11 protein-coding genes are annotated in these 14,794 nt (G+C 71.4%); 2 read left to right on the plus strand and 9 right to left on the minus strand.

Annotated features, from left to right (window positions below; all coding sequences use genetic code 11):
* Positions 1–24: 24 nt before the first annotated feature.
* From ABMQ42_RS06070 to ABMQ42_RS06085, 4 genes are all read right to left on the minus strand, one after another.
* Positions 25–1,833: an ABC transporter ATP-binding protein gene (locus tag ABMQ42_RS06070; RefSeq protein ID WP_349721960.1), complete on the minus strand. Its 1,809-nt coding sequence runs from the start codon at positions 1,831–1,833 to the stop codon at positions 25–27.
* Positions 1,830–3,644 carry an ABC transporter ATP-binding protein gene (locus ABMQ42_RS06075; protein ID WP_349721961.1) on the minus strand — a complete coding sequence of 605 codons (1,815 nt, stop codon included), beginning with the start codon at positions 3,642–3,644 and terminating at the stop codon, positions 1,830–1,832. The genes ABMQ42_RS06070 and ABMQ42_RS06075 overlap by 4 nt, the downstream gene beginning before the upstream one ends.
* Positions 3,645–3,947: 303 nt before the next feature.
* A complete protein-coding gene (locus ABMQ42_RS06080; protein WP_349721962.1) occupies positions 3,948–4,442 on the minus strand; it encodes a methylated-DNA--[protein]-cysteine S-methyltransferase in 495 nt (164 codons plus the stop codon).
* Positions 4,439–5,920, minus strand: a complete 1,482-nt coding sequence (locus ABMQ42_RS06085) for an AlkA N-terminal domain-containing protein (protein ID WP_349721963.1) — start codon at positions 5,918–5,920, stop codon at positions 4,439–4,441. Before ABMQ42_RS06085 ends, ABMQ42_RS06080 begins: the two co-directional genes overlap by 4 nt.
* Before the next feature lie 278 nt (positions 5,921–6,198).
* Here ABMQ42_RS06085 and ABMQ42_RS06090 point away from each other — a divergent pair, with 278 nt between their 5' ends.
* The gene (locus ABMQ42_RS06090) at positions 6,199–7,617 is read left to right on the plus strand and encodes a dihydrolipoyl dehydrogenase family protein (protein ID WP_349721964.1); all 1,419 of its coding nucleotides are present in this window, start codon (positions 6,199–6,201) and stop codon (positions 7,615–7,617) included.
* A gap of 3 nt (positions 7,618–7,620) precedes the next feature.
* Here the strand turns inward: ABMQ42_RS06090 and purH are convergent, their stop codons facing one another.
* Genes purH through ABMQ42_RS06105 form a run of 3 tightly spaced genes read right to left on the minus strand, consistent with a single transcriptional unit; the run spans position 7,621 to position 11,364 of the window.
* Positions 7,621–9,231 (minus strand): bifunctional phosphoribosylaminoimidazolecarboxamide formyltransferase/IMP cyclohydrolase, encoded by a 1,611-nt coding sequence (purH, locus tag ABMQ42_RS06095; protein WP_349721965.1) that lies wholly within the window; start codon positions 9,229–9,231, stop codon positions 7,621–7,623.
* Between the two features lie 22 nt (positions 9,232–9,253).
* Positions 9,254–9,862 carry a phosphoribosylglycinamide formyltransferase gene (purN, locus tag ABMQ42_RS06100; protein ID WP_349721966.1) on the minus strand — a complete coding sequence of 203 codons (609 nt, stop codon included), beginning with the start codon at positions 9,860–9,862 and terminating at the stop codon, positions 9,254–9,256.
* Positions 9,863–9,897: 35 nt separating this feature from the next.
* Positions 9,898–11,364, minus strand: coding sequence for a cell division protein PerM (locus ABMQ42_RS06105; protein WP_349721967.1), 1,467 nt, complete (start codon positions 11,362–11,364; stop codon positions 9,898–9,900).
* 161 nt (positions 11,365–11,525) lie between these two features.
* Here ABMQ42_RS06105 and ABMQ42_RS06110 point away from each other — a divergent pair, with 161 nt between their 5' ends.
* A complete protein-coding gene (locus ABMQ42_RS06110) occupies positions 11,526–12,989 on the plus strand; it encodes an NCS2 family permease (RefSeq protein WP_349721968.1) in 1,464 nt (487 codons plus the stop codon).
* On the opposite strand, the gene ABMQ42_RS06115 is transcribed toward ABMQ42_RS06110, so the two are convergent.
* Together ABMQ42_RS06115 and ABMQ42_RS06120 are read right to left on the minus strand one after the other, a co-directional pair.
* Positions 12,947–14,257, minus strand: a complete 1,311-nt coding sequence (locus ABMQ42_RS06115) for a hypothetical protein (RefSeq protein ID WP_349721969.1) — start codon at positions 14,255–14,257, stop codon at positions 12,947–12,949. The two genes, ABMQ42_RS06110 and ABMQ42_RS06115, sit on opposite strands and share 43 nt — an antisense overlap.
* 78 nt (positions 14,258–14,335) lie before the next feature.
* Positions 14,336–14,776 carry a nitroreductase family deazaflavin-dependent oxidoreductase gene (locus ABMQ42_RS06120; protein ID WP_349721970.1) on the minus strand — a complete coding sequence of 147 codons (441 nt, stop codon included), beginning with the start codon at positions 14,774–14,776 and terminating at the stop codon, positions 14,336–14,338.
* Between the last annotated feature and the right edge of the window lie 18 nt (positions 14,777–14,794).

Genomic DNA, 14,794 nt, shown 5'->3' on the forward strand with positions numbered 1-14,794 from the left:
TGCGGCACCCGGGCCCCGACCGGATCAGACCAGCGACTCGCGCCAGGCCGCGTGCAGAGCCGCGAACTTGCCGGTGCCGCCGATCAGCTCGTCGGGCGCACCGTCCTCGATGATGCGGCCGTGCTCCATCACCAGCACCCGGTCGGCGATCGCGACCGTCGACAGGCGGTGCGCGATGATGATCGCCGTGCGGTCGGCCAGCAGGGTCTGCAGGGCGTCCTGCACCTGCCGCTCGCTGGGCATGTCGAGCGACGCGGTGGCCTCGTCGAGGATCAGCACCGCCGGGTTCGCCAGGAACGCCCGCGCGAACGAGATCAGCTGACGCTGACCCGCCGACACGCGACCGCCGCGCTTGTTCACGTCGGTGTCGTATCCGTCGGGCAGCGCTTCGATGAAGGCGTCCGCCCCCACCGCGCGCGCCGCGGCCCTGATCTCGTCGAGCGTCGCGTCCGGCTTGCCCAGTGCGATGTTGTCGGCGACCGTCCCGCTGAACAGATAGGCCTCCTGCGTCACCATGACGATGGCGCGACGCAGGTCCTTCGGGTGCAGCTCGCGCAGGTCGACGCCGTCCAGCCGCACCGCGCCGCGCGTCGGGTCGTAGAAGCGCGACACGAGCTTGGCGAGCGTCGACTTGCCGGCACCCGTCGTGCCCACCAGCGCGATCGTCTGGCCCGCGGGCATGTCGAGTGAGAAGTCGGGCAGGATGACCTTGCCCGCGCCGTACGCGAACTCGACGTCGTCGAACTCGAGGTGTCCCTTGGCCTCCCACAGGTCGACCGGGCGCACCGGGTCGGGCACCGAGGGCTCCTCCTCCATCACGCCCGACACCTTCTCGAGCGCGGCGGTGGCCGACTGGTACGAGTTCAGGAACATCGCGACGTCCTGCAGCGGGCTGAAGAAGTTGCGGATGTACATGACCGCCGCCAGCAGCGAACCGATCAGCAGCGTGCCGTCGACCACCCGGAACGCGCCCCAGAGCAGCACGACCGCCATCGTCACGTTCGCGAGCAGGATGAGCCCGGGCTCGAAGATGCCGAACAGATTCACCAGGCGCAGGTTCACGCGGCGGTACTCCGACGAGATCTCGCCGAACTCCGCGTCGTTGCGGCGCTCCTTGCGGAACGCCTTGACGGCGCGGACGCCGGTCATCGTCTCGACGAACTGCACGATCAGCCGCGCCGAGACCACGCGTGAGGCGCGGAAGCCCTTCTGCGACTGGCCGTAGAACCAGCGCATGAGGAACGCGAGCGGAATGCCCATCACCACGAGCACCGCGCCGCTGCGCCAGTCGAGCAGGCACAGCGAGATGAACGTGAAGATGCCGAACAGCACGCCGGAGACCAGCTGTGTCAGCCCGCCGTCGAGCAGCTCGCGGATCGACTCGAGGTCGCTCGTCTGCCGCGAGATGATGCGCCCCGAGGTGTAGCTCTCGTGGAACTCGAGGCTCAGTCTCTGCGTGTGGCGGAAGATGCGCGTGCGCAGGTCGAGCAGGATCGTCTGGGTCAGCTTCGCCGACAGCAGGACGAACCAGCCCATGAGCAGCGCACCCAGGACGCCGACGACGATGTACGCGATGGTGATGCCGAATGCCGGCATCCACTCCGCCTCCAGCGCCATCGGCAGGGCCGTGTTGATGCCGTACGCGATGAGCGTCGGACCGATCACCTGCAGGGCCGTGGAGACGACGATCACCACGCCGCAGAGGATGACCAGCCAGCGCATCGGCGACAGGAGGGAGCCGAGCAGGCGCAGCGAGCGCTGGCGGATGGCGCGGCTCTCGGCCTTCGTGTAGTCGTTGCGGTCCTCGCCGCGGGTTCCGACGACGGTGCTCACAGGTTCACCTCCGCGTTTCGCACGCGCTGATCCTCGACTTCGAGGCTCGAGATCACGTATCTGTAGTGCTCACTGGAATGCAGCAGCTCGGCGTGCGTGCCGACCGCCGTGATGCGCCCGTCTTCGAGGAGCGCGACCCGGTCGGCCAGCGCCACCGTCGACGAGCGGTGGGCGACGATGAGCGCCGTGGTGGTCGCCAGGACGCGCCGCAGCGCCGCCTCGACGAGCGCCTCGGTGTCGACGTCGAGAGCCGACAGCGGGTCGTCGAGCACCATCACCGTGGGCGCCGCAGCGACCGCGCGCGCGAGCGCGAGGCGCTGCCGCTGACCGCCCGACAGGCTCAGGCCCTCTTCGCCGACGGTCGTGTCGACGCCCTCGGGCAGCTCGTACGCGAACTGCGCCTGCGCGGTGGCCAGCGCCTCGTCGAGCACGGCCTTCGCCTCGGGACTGTGGATGTCGAGATCATCGCGTCCGAGCAGCACGTTCTCGCGCACCGAGGCGGAGAACAGCGTCGCGTCTTCGAACGCCATGGCGATGTGGCGGCGCAGCTCGTCCAGGCGCAGCGACCGCACGTCCACTCCGTCGAGCTCGACGGCACCGCCGGTGACGTCGTACAGGCGCCCCGGCAGGGTGGTCAGGGTCGTCTTGCCCGAGCCGGTCAGGCCGACGAGCGCCATGGTCTCGCCCGGGCGCAGCACGAGGTCGACGCCGTCCAGCAGATCAGGCTCGTTCGGCCCCGCGTCGGGGTAGTGGAAGTGCACGTCGCGGAACGCGAGCTCGCCGCGCGGCTCGGCGACGGTCTCGGGCTGCTCCGGGTCGGTGATCGTGTTCTTCTCGGTGAAGACCTCGAAGATGCGGTCGGTGGCCGTGCGCGCGTCCATCAGGAACGAGAACAGGAATCCGAGCGACTCGAGCGGCCAGCGCAGCGCGGTGGCCATCGAGAAGAACGCGAACAGCTCACCGACCGTCAGCTCGCCCTGCGCGCTGAGCCAGATGCCCAGCAGCAGGCACACGCCGAACGCGAGCATCGGCACCGAGTCGAGCCAGAACCACAGCAGCCCCACCTCGCGCGCCTTGCGCATCTCCGTGCCGCGCAGCGTGTCGGCCTGGCGCGTGAACTTCTGCAGCGCGTGCTTGCCGCGCCCGAAGGCCTTGAGCACGCGGATGCCGTGCACGCTCTCCTCGACCGAGGTGGCCAGGTCGCCGGCCTGGTCCTGGCTCTGCCGGGTGAGCGCCCCGTAGCGCTGCTCGAACCGGTAGCCGAAGAACCACAGCGGGATGGAGATGATGATGAACGCCGTGCCCAGCGCCCAGTGCCAGCGGAACAGCAGCACGGTTCCGATGACGATCGTGAGCACGTTGACGACGAGCATGATGAGGCCGAAGGCGATCCAGCGGCGGACGAGGTTGATGTCCTGCATCATGCGCGAGAGAAGCTGGCCCGACTGCCACCGGTCGTGGAAGGCGACCGGCAGCCGCTGCAGGCGCTCGTAGAAGTCCTGGCGGATGCGGTACTCGACCTTGGTGGCCGGGCCCAGCACGAACGCGCGGCGCAGGAAGACGAAGACGGCCTCGCCGATGCCCAGGACGAGCACGAGCAGGCACGCCCACCCGATGAGCGGGATGTTCTTGTCGGCGATGGGACCGTCGACGACGCCTTGCAGCACCAGCGGGATGATCAGCGTCATGAGTGCGCCGGCGAGCGCGGTCGCCAGGCCCGCGATCAGGCGCGGCAGCACGGGTCGGACGAACGGGATGAGCCGCGCGAGAGCGCGCGGAGTGGACAGTCGTGGCGTAGACGTGGAAGTCATGATCCTTATGGAGGGGGTGTGGAGAGCAGACAGATGTCACCGGGAGAGGGGCGGTGACGGAGCGGCGCACAGAGCTGCGCCGGAGGGGTGTGGCGGTGCCGGACGGCGGTTGTCCGGTGCTATCCCTCGAACGGGGCCCCGACCGCGAACGGACGGAAGACGACCGGCTTGACGTCGATGACGGCCTGGTACATGACTTCCTCCTCGGATCGCGGGACAGGGCTGCCACGTAAGGACGCGACAGCCCTCCAGCCTATACCTGAAGATTCCCTGTGCACAACACCGGTTTCCGTCGAGTACCGGTCAGGCCGCGGACTCCCGCGCGAGCAGCCGGCGCTTCACCTCGACGCCCCACGCGAAGCCCCCCAGCGATCCGTCGCCGCGCAGCACGCGATGGCACGGCACGAACAGCGCGGGGGCGTTGCGCGCGCAGACGGATGCCACGGCCCGCACCGCCTGCGGACGTGCCAGCGCGGCCGCGAACTCGGTGTAGCTGAGCGGGCGCCCCGGCTCGATCTCGCGCAGCGCGGCCCAGCCCTCGTCCTGCAGGGCCGTGCCGTGCTGCCGCACCGGGACCGCGTCGATCGCCGCGAGGTCACCGGCGTAGTAGCCGCGGACGGCGGCCGCGGCATCCACCTCCCCCTCCTCGACCGCGGAGGGGCGCAGGCTCGGGTGGATGCGCTCGACGAGTGCCGGCACGTCGTCGGTCCACCCGGAGGCGAGCACGGCGCCGTCGGCGTCCGCGATGATCGTGAACTCTCCGTCGGGGGTGTCGAGGGTCTGCGTGAGGGCGGTCATGATTCCTCCTGGTTGACGATGGGGGCGACGACGGGGGTGGATGCCGCACGCCAGAAGTGCGCGGTCAGATAGCTGCGCCAGGGTGCCGCACGATCCGCCCAGGCGATGAGCGGCTTCGCGTCGCCGGGCAGTCCGAGGCGCGCCGCCCCGGCACGGGCGGCGACATCGCCGGGCAGGAAGACGTCGGGGTCGCCGGTGATGCGCATGCGCACATAGTCGGCGGTCCACGGGCCGATGCCGGGCATCGCCAGCAGCGCCGCACGCTGGGCGACGGGGTCGTCGCCGGCGCTGAGCGCGAGCGTGCCGTCGGCCAGGGTTGCGGCCGCTCCGGTGATGGCGTGGATGCGCGCGCCCGGCCCGCGCAGCACCTCCGCGCCGTGCGCGGCGATCGCGGCCATCGTCGGGAACAGCAGCGAGCCGTCCGGCTGCCGCTCCCCCAGCGCCTCGGCCAGCCGGGTGAGTGCCGTGCGGGCGGCGGCGACCGAGATCTGCTGGCCGATCATGGCGCGGATGAGCATCTCCCCGGCGTCGACCGCACCGGGCACCCGGATGCCGGGCGTGGCCGCCACGGCGGGCGCGAGCTCGGCATGACGCGACAGCGCCGCGTCGATGCCGACGGGGTCGGCGTCGAGGTCGAACAGCCGGCGCGCCCGGGCCATCAGCGTCGGCAGATCGGCCAGGTGGGCGATCCGGGCGTCCAGGCGCAGCAGCGCGCCGTCGGTGCGGATGCGCATCCAGCCGGGGCCGTGCGGCAGCGCGAGCGTGCGGGCGTACGCGTCGCCCGAGGCCTCTTCGACCCCGGCGACGGCGCGGGCTGCCATCCATGCGAACAGCCCGTCGAGGTCGATGGGCGCGCGGTGCGCGAGCACGAGGTGGATCTCGCCGGGCTCGCCGGCCCCGGGGAGTGCGTGCCGCCGCGCGCGGAGCGCGAGCGGCGGCATCCCGAACACCTCCCGGATCGTGTCGTTGAACTGGCGGATGCTGGCGAATCCGGCCGAGAACGCGACGTCGGCGGCCGGCAGGTCGGTGCCCACGAGCAGCATGCGGGCCGTGTGCGCGCGATGCGCACGGGCGAGAGCGAGCGGGCCCGCGCCGAGCTCGGCGGTGAGGATGCGGCCGAGCTGGCGTGACGAGTACCCGAGGCGCCGGGCGAGGCCGGGCACGCCCTCGCGCTCGACGACGCCGTCCTGGATGAGGCGCATGGCCCGGCCCGCGGCATCCGTCCGCAGATTCCACTCCGGCGAGCCGGGCGCCGCGTCGGGCAGGCACCGCTTGCAGGCGCGGTAGCCGGCTTCGTGCGCGGCCGCGGCCGTCGGGTAGAACGTGACGTTCGACGGCTTCGGGGTGCGCGCCGGGCAGCTCGGGCGACAGTAGATGCCGGTGGAGCGGACCGCGGTGATGAACTGCCCGTCGAAGCGCGCGTCCCGCGCGTCGATGGCGCGGTAGCGCTCGTCGAAGGTCATCGCGGTGAGGCTCATGGGTCCAGCCTGACATGCTCGCGCACCCGTGGCTCGCGGAAATCGGACATCGCCGTGGCCGGACTCTCGTTCCGCGCCGTCAACCGCCAAATTCATATGAGTTTGTCCCGAGCACATCAATCTGCCGGGCAGTTTGGTGTTCGCCCGACAGACTCATGTGAATTTGCCGGCCTTGGCCCGGAGCCCCGCACGAGACGGCGTCGCGCCCGGTGCGCGACACCCCGCACGCCCGCGCCAGGGGGTTCCGCCGCGCCGGAGGCGCGCCTAGCGTGAACGCCATGGACACTTACGACCTCATCGTGATCGGTGCGGGACCCGTCGGCGAGAACGTCGCCGACCGGGCCGTGCAGGGCGGCCTGTCGGCCGTCATCGTGGAGAGCGAGCTCGTCGGCGGCGAGTGCTCGTACTGGGCGTGCATGCCGTCGAAGGGCCTGTTGCGCCCGGCGGCCGCGGTGCGCGCCGCCCGCGACGTCGACGGCGCACGCCAGGCGGTGACCGGACCGCTCGATGCCGCCGGGGCCTTCCGCCGCCGCGACGCCCTGACACACGACTGGTCGGACGAGGGGCAGGTCGAATGGCTGCGCGACGCCGGCATCGACCTGGTGCGCGGCCACGGCCGCATCACCGGCGAGCGCGAGGTCACGGTCACGCCGGCCGACGGTCCCGCGCGCGTGCTCCACGCCCGGCACGCCGTGGCCGTGTGCACCGGCACACGCGCCGTGATCCCCGACATCCCCGGCCTGCGCGATGCGGAGCCGTGGACGAGCCGCGAAGCGACCTCGGCGCACGAGGTCCCCGAGACGCTCGCGGTCATCGGGGGCGGCGTGGTCGCCTGCGAGATGGCGACGGCGTATGCGGCGCTGGGCAGCCGCGTCACGATGATCGTGCGCTCAGGCCTGCTCGGCCGCGTCGAGCCGTTCGCCGCCGACGCCGTGCGCGAGGAGCTCACGCGCAGCGGCGTCGACATCCGTACCGGCACCACCACGAGCGCACACCGCGAGTCCGACCGCACCGTGACGCTCGCGCTCGACGACGGCAGCACCGTGCACGCGACCGAGGTGCTCGTGGCGACGGGGCGGGCACCGCGCACCGAGGATCTCGGGCTGGATGGCGCGGGCCTGACCCCCGGCGCCTGGATCGACGTCGACGACACGATGCGCGTGCCCGGCGTCGACTGGCTGTACGCCGTCGGCGACGTGAACCACCGCGCGCTCCTCACGCACCAGGGCAAGTACCAGGCACGGGCAGCCGGTGACGTCATCGCCGCGCGTGCGAACGGGCAGGCGGTGGATGCCGCACCCTGGGGCCGTCACGTGGCCACCGCCGACCACGATGCGGTACCGCAGGTGGTGTTCACCGATCCGGAGGTCGCGGCGGTCGGCATGACCGAGGCGGACGCCCGCGCCGCGGGCCGCGGCATCCGGGTTCTCGACTACGACCTGTCGTGGGTCGCCGGCGCCGCCACGCACGCCGACGACTACCGTGGGCAGGCACGCGCGATCATCGACACCGAGCGCAAGGTGCTGCTCGGTGCGACGTTCGTCGGGCCCGATGTCGCCGAACTGCTGCACGCGGCGACGATCGCCGTCGTGGGCGAGGTGCCGCTGTCGCGGCTGTGGCATGCGGTGCCCGCGTACCCGACGATCAGCGAGGTGTGGCTGCGCTGGCTCGAGGCCGCCGGCCGTGAGACCGCCTGAGGCTCAGTGGAAGAAGTGCCGCTCGCCCGTGAAGAACATGGTGATGCCGCGCTCGCGCGCGAGGTCGATCGTCTCCTGGTCGCGCACCGATCCCCCCGGCTGCACGATGGCGCTGACCCCGGCGTTGATGAGTGCCTCGGGGCCGTCCGAGAACGGGAAGTACGCGTCGGATGCCGCGACCGAGCCGGCCGCGCGGTCGCCGGCCCGCTCGACGGCCAGCTTGCACGAGTCGACGCGGTTGACCTGGCCCATCCCGATGCCGACGGTCGCCGAGTCCTTCGCGAGCACGATCGCGTTCGACTTCACGGCGCGGCACGACTTCCACGCGAAGATGAGATTCTGCATCTCCTCATCGCTGGGCCGCTCGCCCGAGACGAGGTCCCAGCCGGCCGCGACCGACGCGAAGTCGTCATCGGGGAAGCGGTCGGCGTCCTGCAGCAGCAGACCGCCCGAGACCAGGCGGACGTCCATGGGCTCCTGCTTCCAGTCGGTGGGCAGGCGCAGCACGCGCATGTTCTTCTTGAGCGTGAACAGCTCGAGCGCCTCGGGCGCGAAGTCGGGCGCCACGATGACCTCGGTGAAGATGTCGCGCAGGTTCTCGGCCATCTTCAGCGTGACCGTGCGGTTCGCCGCGATCACGCCGCCGAACGCCGACAGCGGGTCGCACTCGTGCGCGCGCAGATGCGCGCTCGCAATCGGGTCGAGCGCGTTCGGCGCCGCCACGGCGATGCCACACGGGTTGGCGTGCTTGATGATCGCGACCGCCGGCAGCACCATGTCGAACGCGGCCCGCAGGGCGGCGTCGGCGTCGACGTAGTTGTTGTATGACATCGGCTTGCCCTGCACCAGATCGGCCTGCGCGATGCCGTGCCCGCCGACGCGCGTGTAGATCGCGGCGCGCTGATGCGCGTTCTCGCCATAGCGCAGCGGCGCCAGCCGCTCGGCCTTGATCGTGAGGTGCTGCGGAAGATCGACGCCCTCGGCGAGGGTCTCCTCCGAGAACCAGGTCGCCACCGCCCGATCGTAGGTCGCCGTGTGCGTGAACGCGCGGGCCGCCAGCTCCCTGCGCTCACCCAGCGTGGTGCCGCCGCCTCCGAGCGCCTCGATGACGGCGGGGTACGACTCGGGCGAGACGACGACCGCGACGTTCGCGAAGTTCTTCGCCGCAGCGCGGACCATCGCCGGTCCCCCGATGTCGATCTGCTCGACGATGTCGTCGGGCGCCGCCCCCGAGCGCACCGTCTCGACGAACGGGTACAGGTTCACGACCACGAGCTCGAACGGCGCGATGCCGAGCTCGGCGAGCTGGTCCTCATGGGTCTGCAGGCGCAGGTCGGCCAGCAGCCCCGCGTGGATCTTCGGGTGCAGCGTCTTCACGCGCCCGTCGAGCATCTCCGACACCCCGGTGACGGCCGACACGTCGGTGACCGAGAAACCCGCGTCGCGGATCGCGGCCGCCGTCGACCCCGTCGACACGATCTCGACGCCCGCGGCGACCAGCGCCTCGGCGAGCGGGAGGAGATCGGTCTTGTCGCTGACCGACACGAGCGCCCGGCGGACGGGCACGACATCGCGTTCGCGGTACAGGGACGGGTCGTGGCGGGGGCCGGCCATAGAAGCTCCTTCTCGGAAACGGTCAGGGGGTGTGGGAGGCGGGGGTGGATGCCGCGGCCAGGTCGAGCTCGCGGGTCGCGACGCGGCGCACCACATCGATGAGCAGGCGCCGCTCGACCGGCTTGATGCGCTCGTGCAGGGTGTGCTCGTCGTCGCCCGGAAGCACCGGCACGCGCTCCTGCGCGAGGATCGGCCCCGAGTCGACGCCGTTGTCGACGACGATGACGCTGGCGCCGGTCTGCGAGGCACCCGCCGCCAGCGCATCGCGCACGCCGTGCGCACCGGGGAACTCGGGGAGGTACGCGGGGTGCGTGTTGATCAGACGCGGAGCCCAGGCATCCACCACCGCCGCCGGGAGCAGCCGCATCAGGCCCGACAGCACGACCAGGTCGGGGTTCCACACGCGCAGCTGGGCATCGAGCTCGGCCCCCCACTCCTCGCGCGTCGCGTAGCCCGAATAGGGCACGGTGAAGGTCGGGATGCCGTAGGCCTCGGCATGCTCGAGGCCGTCGGCCTGGCGGTCGGCGCCCACCACGACGATGCGGGCGGGATAGTCGGGATCGTCGGCGGCGTCGAGCAGGGCCCGCAGATTCGAACCGGTTCCCGAGATGAGTACGGCGACCGTCAGCACCCGCTCAGTCTACCCATGCGATCAGATCGCCCCGATCAGGGCTTGATCTCGCCCGGCCCGCCCAGAAAACCGGGGTCGATGGGGGCGGTCTCGATGTCGTCTTCGCCCGCGGCGGCGGCCTCCGCGCCCTCCACCTCCGCGCCGGGCGCGCCCACGCCCGGCGCGCCCGCACCCGGTGTACCTGCACCCGGCGCGCCCGCACTCGCATCCGCCCCCGCACCCGGCGCGCCCGGCGCCGAGGTCGCACGCGTTTCCGCGAGGTCGCGCGTTTTCTCGCGAGATCGCACGGCCTCGCGGGGCAGGTCGGGCTCCGGTTCCCATGCCGGAGTCAGCAGCAGGATGCCGGCGCCGACGAGCACCTCGACGCCCACGGCCAGTGCGACCCAGCCGGGCTGAGGTCCGATCTGCGCGAGCCGCCCGGGCCCGAACGCACCCGACGACACCCACGCCAGCACCCCCGCGCCCGCCGCGGTGAGCAGCGCCACTCCCCCGGCGGTTCCGGCGCGCACCGATGCGGGGGCCTCGTCGTCCAGCATCCGGCCCCGCAACGTCCATCCCGCGACGACGCCGGCGCCGATCGGCAGCAGCACGATGACCAGCAGCCACGGTGACGAGGTCTCCGGCAGCGCACCGAGCACCGGAATGCCCGGGACGACGCCCGACTGCGTGCCGGCGGGCGAGAATGCCGTGCCCGCGCCGACGGCGAACCCCGGCCCCGCGACGAACGACATCGCCCACACGATCAGCGTCGGCAGGTAGGCGAGCTGCGCGAGCGAGACGACGACGACGCCCATCACGTCGACGTTCGACGACTGATAGAGGGCGACGACGCGGTCGCCGCCGAACAGCAGCGCCGCCACGACGCCCAGCGCGCCGATGCCGACCAGCGCCACCAGGGCCGCGCCCGCTCCCCGCAGCGCGAGCGCGGGCACATCCGGCCACAGGCCCGGCAGGTCGGCGATCGCCTCGCGCACACGGCCGACGGCCCCGGGGTCGGAGTGCCACACCGCCCCGACGGCGCCGACCACGGCGGGAATCGCGAACACCAGCACGGGCAGCAGGATCGCCTGCCACACGGAGGCGACCACGACGGGACCGCCTGCGGTCAGGCAGACGACCGTGCTCACGACGGCGAAGGCGATCGCGCCCCCGCCGAGTCCGACTCCCCACGAGCCGCTGCGGCCGGCGCGGATGCCCGAGCGCACCCCGCGGTAGGCCGTGAAGCACGCGAACGCGAGCGGGGCGAGCGAGACGGCGAAGGATGCCGCGGCGTCGGGCAGACCGAGGGTCGCGAGGTATTCGGCCGACAGGTGCACGGTGAACGGCACGAGGTGGCCGAGCTGCCACACCGCCGCGGTCGCGGGCCACAGGGCCGACCAGTCGGGCGCGCCGATGCCGAGCACCCACAGGAGTGTGAGGGTCGCCAGAACCACCGCCAGCCCGGTGGCGGCGGCGATGAGCGCGTCGAACGCGGAGAGCAGGGCGATGAGCAGGCGGTGCATGGGCGGAATCGAGACTACCCAGAGCCGGGGCATCCACCCTCCGGGCGCGCCCATCGGACCCGAACCGTCCTGCCCGCGCGCGCGATACCCCCGCCCAAGCTGGACGGATGCTGTGAAAACAGCCCCGTGACTGTATGTTTCTTTCGGAGGTCCCCCATCACATGAGCACTACCCCTGCGCCCGAAACCATCGTGGACGACACCCGTCCGCCCAAGAACGGCTTCGACAAGTACTTCGAGATCACCAAACGCGGGTCCACCCTCGGCACCGAGGTCCGCGGCGGCATCGTCACGTTCGTGACGATGGCCTACATCGTGATCCTGAACCCGATCATCCTCGGCGGCACGAAGGACGTCGCCGGCACGATCCTCGACGGTCAGCAGCTGGCCGCCGTCACCGCCCTCACCGCGGGCGTGATGACGATCCTGTTCGGCCTCATCTCGCGCCTGCCGTTCGCGTTCGCCGCGGGCCTGGGCATCAACTCGTTCCTCGCGGTCAGCGTGGTCGGCCAGCTCACCTGGCCAGAGGCCATGGGCCTGGTGGTCATCAACGGTCTGATCATCGTGCTGCTGAGCGCCACCGGCCTGCGGCGCATGATCATGAACGCCGTGCCGATGGAGCTGAAGATCGCGATCACGGTCGGTATCGGCATGTTCATCGCGTTCATCGGCCTGGTCGACGCCGGGTTCGTGACCGCGACGGGTCTCTCCTCTCCCCCGGTCGGACTCGGCGTCGGCGGTTCGGTCGCCACGATCCCCGTGCTGCTGTTCGTCCTGACGCTGCTGCTTGCCGGCATCCTCATGGCGCGCAAGGTGAAGGCCGCGCTGCTGATCGCCCTCGTGTCGGGCACCGTCATCTCGATGATCATCGAGGCCATCTGGCACATCGGCGCACGCAGCGACGACAACCCCGGCGGCTGGGGCATGTCGGTGCCGACCCTGCCGACGCAGTGGTTCAGCCTGCCCGACCTGAGTCTGGTCGGCCAGGTCGACCTGGTCACCAGCTGGGGCCGCATCGGCGTGATCGCCTGCGTCATGCTGGTCTTCACGCTCGTCTTCACGAACTTCTTCGACGCGATGGGCACCATGACGGGCCTGGCCGAGGAGGCCGGCCTGGCCGACAAGAAGGGCGACTTCCCCCGGCTGAAGTCCGCGCTGATCATCGAGGGCGTCGGCGCGGTGGTCGGTGGTGGCACCTCGGGTTCGTCGAACACCGTGTTCGTCGAATCGGCATCGGGCATCGGCGAGGGCGCCCGCACCGGCGTCGCGAACCTCGTGACCGGCGTGCTGTTCCTGCTGGCGATGTTCATCACCCCGCTGACGTCGATCGTTCCCAGCGAGGTCGCCGCGGCCGCGCTGGTCATCGTCGGTGCGCTGATGATGTCGCAGATCCGCCGCGTCGACTTCAGCGACATGTCGGTGCTGATCCCCGTGTTCATCACCGTGGCGATCATGCCGTTCACCTACTCGATCGCCAACGGCATCGGCGCGGGCTTCATCGCCTGGGTCGTCATCCGCTCGCTGTCGGGCAAGGCGCGCCAGATCAGCCCGCTGCTGTGGATCGTGGCCGCCGGCTTCGCGATCTACTTCGCGCGCGGACCGATCGAGACGCTGATCGGCGGCTGATCCGCCGCATCCCCGTCCACGGTCTCGGTGGCCGCGGCATCCCCGTCATCCGTCCGTCTCAGCAGCTCGACGAGCAGCACCACGACGACGAAGCACACCAGTGCCGTGACGACGGATGCCGCGGCCACCGGTCGTTGCAGGAACACCGCCAGCGCGCACAGCACCGCGGCCAGCGCCACGACGAGCCCCCGCCAGCGGTCGAGCACATGCCCGAACCGCCCCGTCCCCGCCCCGTGCGCGTCGGCGAAGCGGCGCACCGCGGCGAAGACGTCGTCGGCCATCGAGCGCACGCCCGTCGCCGACCGTGACGAGCCGGCGAGCCAGGCGGCGACGGCCGTGACCGCCGCGAGGAGCAGCAGTGCCGCCGTCGTCGACGAGACGGCCTCGGTGAGCTGCCCGTAGACCGCATCGGCCGTCTCGGCCGGCATCGGGGAAGGGCTCACCGACGCGACGAACAGCGGCCGGCCCACCGCGACCGCGACCGCCAGCAGCGCCAGCACGACCGCGGCGGCGAACGCCGTGCGGGCGAGCGCGCGCACCCGGCGGTGCGCGACCGCGATGCCGGCCGCGATCAGTCCCAGCACGAGCCACGGCAGCCAGTCCCCCGCCGCGACCGCGGCCCCGTAGACCGTGCGCACGAGTGTCAGCGAGTCGGACGTCGTGATCGGGACGGTCCTGGTGACCTGCGGGATGAGATCGGCGATGCCCACACCCTGTGCCTGAAGAGTCTGCTTCACCTCGGCCACCACCACGCCGATGTCGATGGACAGTGTGCCGTCATCGCTCAGTTGCAGCACGGTGCCCGGCTGCCCCTGGATGATCGCCACGGCACGGGAGTGCGCCTGACGCAGCACCTGCTCCCAGACGTCGGCGAAGCCGTCGGAGGTCACGACCCCGTGCACCGTCGAGGAGATGAGACTCTCGACGCCCTGCACGGCGGGCGCGCGCAGCAGACGGAGTGCGCGGCGGGCGGCGGGGGCGAGGTCCAGCTGTTCGAGGCCGTCGAACAGCGCGTCGACCGTGCCCGCGGCATCCAGCTTCTCGTCGATCGCGGCGATCGTCCGCTCCTCGACGAACGCCTGCACGGCCGGATCGTCGGCCAGTGGCGCGAACGTCGCCACGAAGCTGTCGGTGTCGACGAGCTGCACGCGCACCCACGTGCCCAGCACCGCGACCGGGACCAGGATGACCGCCAGCACGAGCGCGATCGCCGAGACGACCGAACGCGCCCGTGTCGAGCGCCCGCGCGGTTCGGCGTCATCATGCATGCCGTCATGCTCGCACACCGCGTGGGGTCACCGACCGGTACGGCCTCACCTGGCTGATCGGCTACCAGGGCTGAGCGGTCACTCCGCGAACGGTTCGAGCACGAACACGGCGATGAGCCGGTCGGTCTTGGTCTGGTATTCCGCATAGGGTGGGAAGGCCGCGACCGCGCGCTCCCACCACGAGTCGCGCTCAGCGCCCGCGGTCTCGTGCGCGAGGTAGTCGCGCTTGTCAGAGCCGTCCTGCAGCTCGACCTGCGGGTTCTTGCGCATGTTGCCGGCCCACTTCGGCTCGTCGGGCGCGCCGCCCTTCGAGGCGACGACGGCGTAGCGGCCGTCGTGCTCTACGCGCATGAGCGCGGTCTTGCGCAGGGCCCCGGTCTTGGCACCGACGGTGGTCAGCACGATGATCTTCATCCCGTGTAGCTCGCCGCCCTCCGCGCCGTCCGAGGCCTCGAATCTCTCGGCCTGCTCGCGCGCCCACTCGGCCGTGCTCGGCAGATAGTCTCCGTTCAAAGGCATAGCCCCACGCTACTGCGC

It is taken from the genome of Microbacterium sp. KR10-403 (genome assembly GCF_040196215.1).
Taxonomy (GTDB): Bacteria; Actinomycetota; Actinomycetes; order Actinomycetales; family Microbacteriaceae; genus Microbacterium.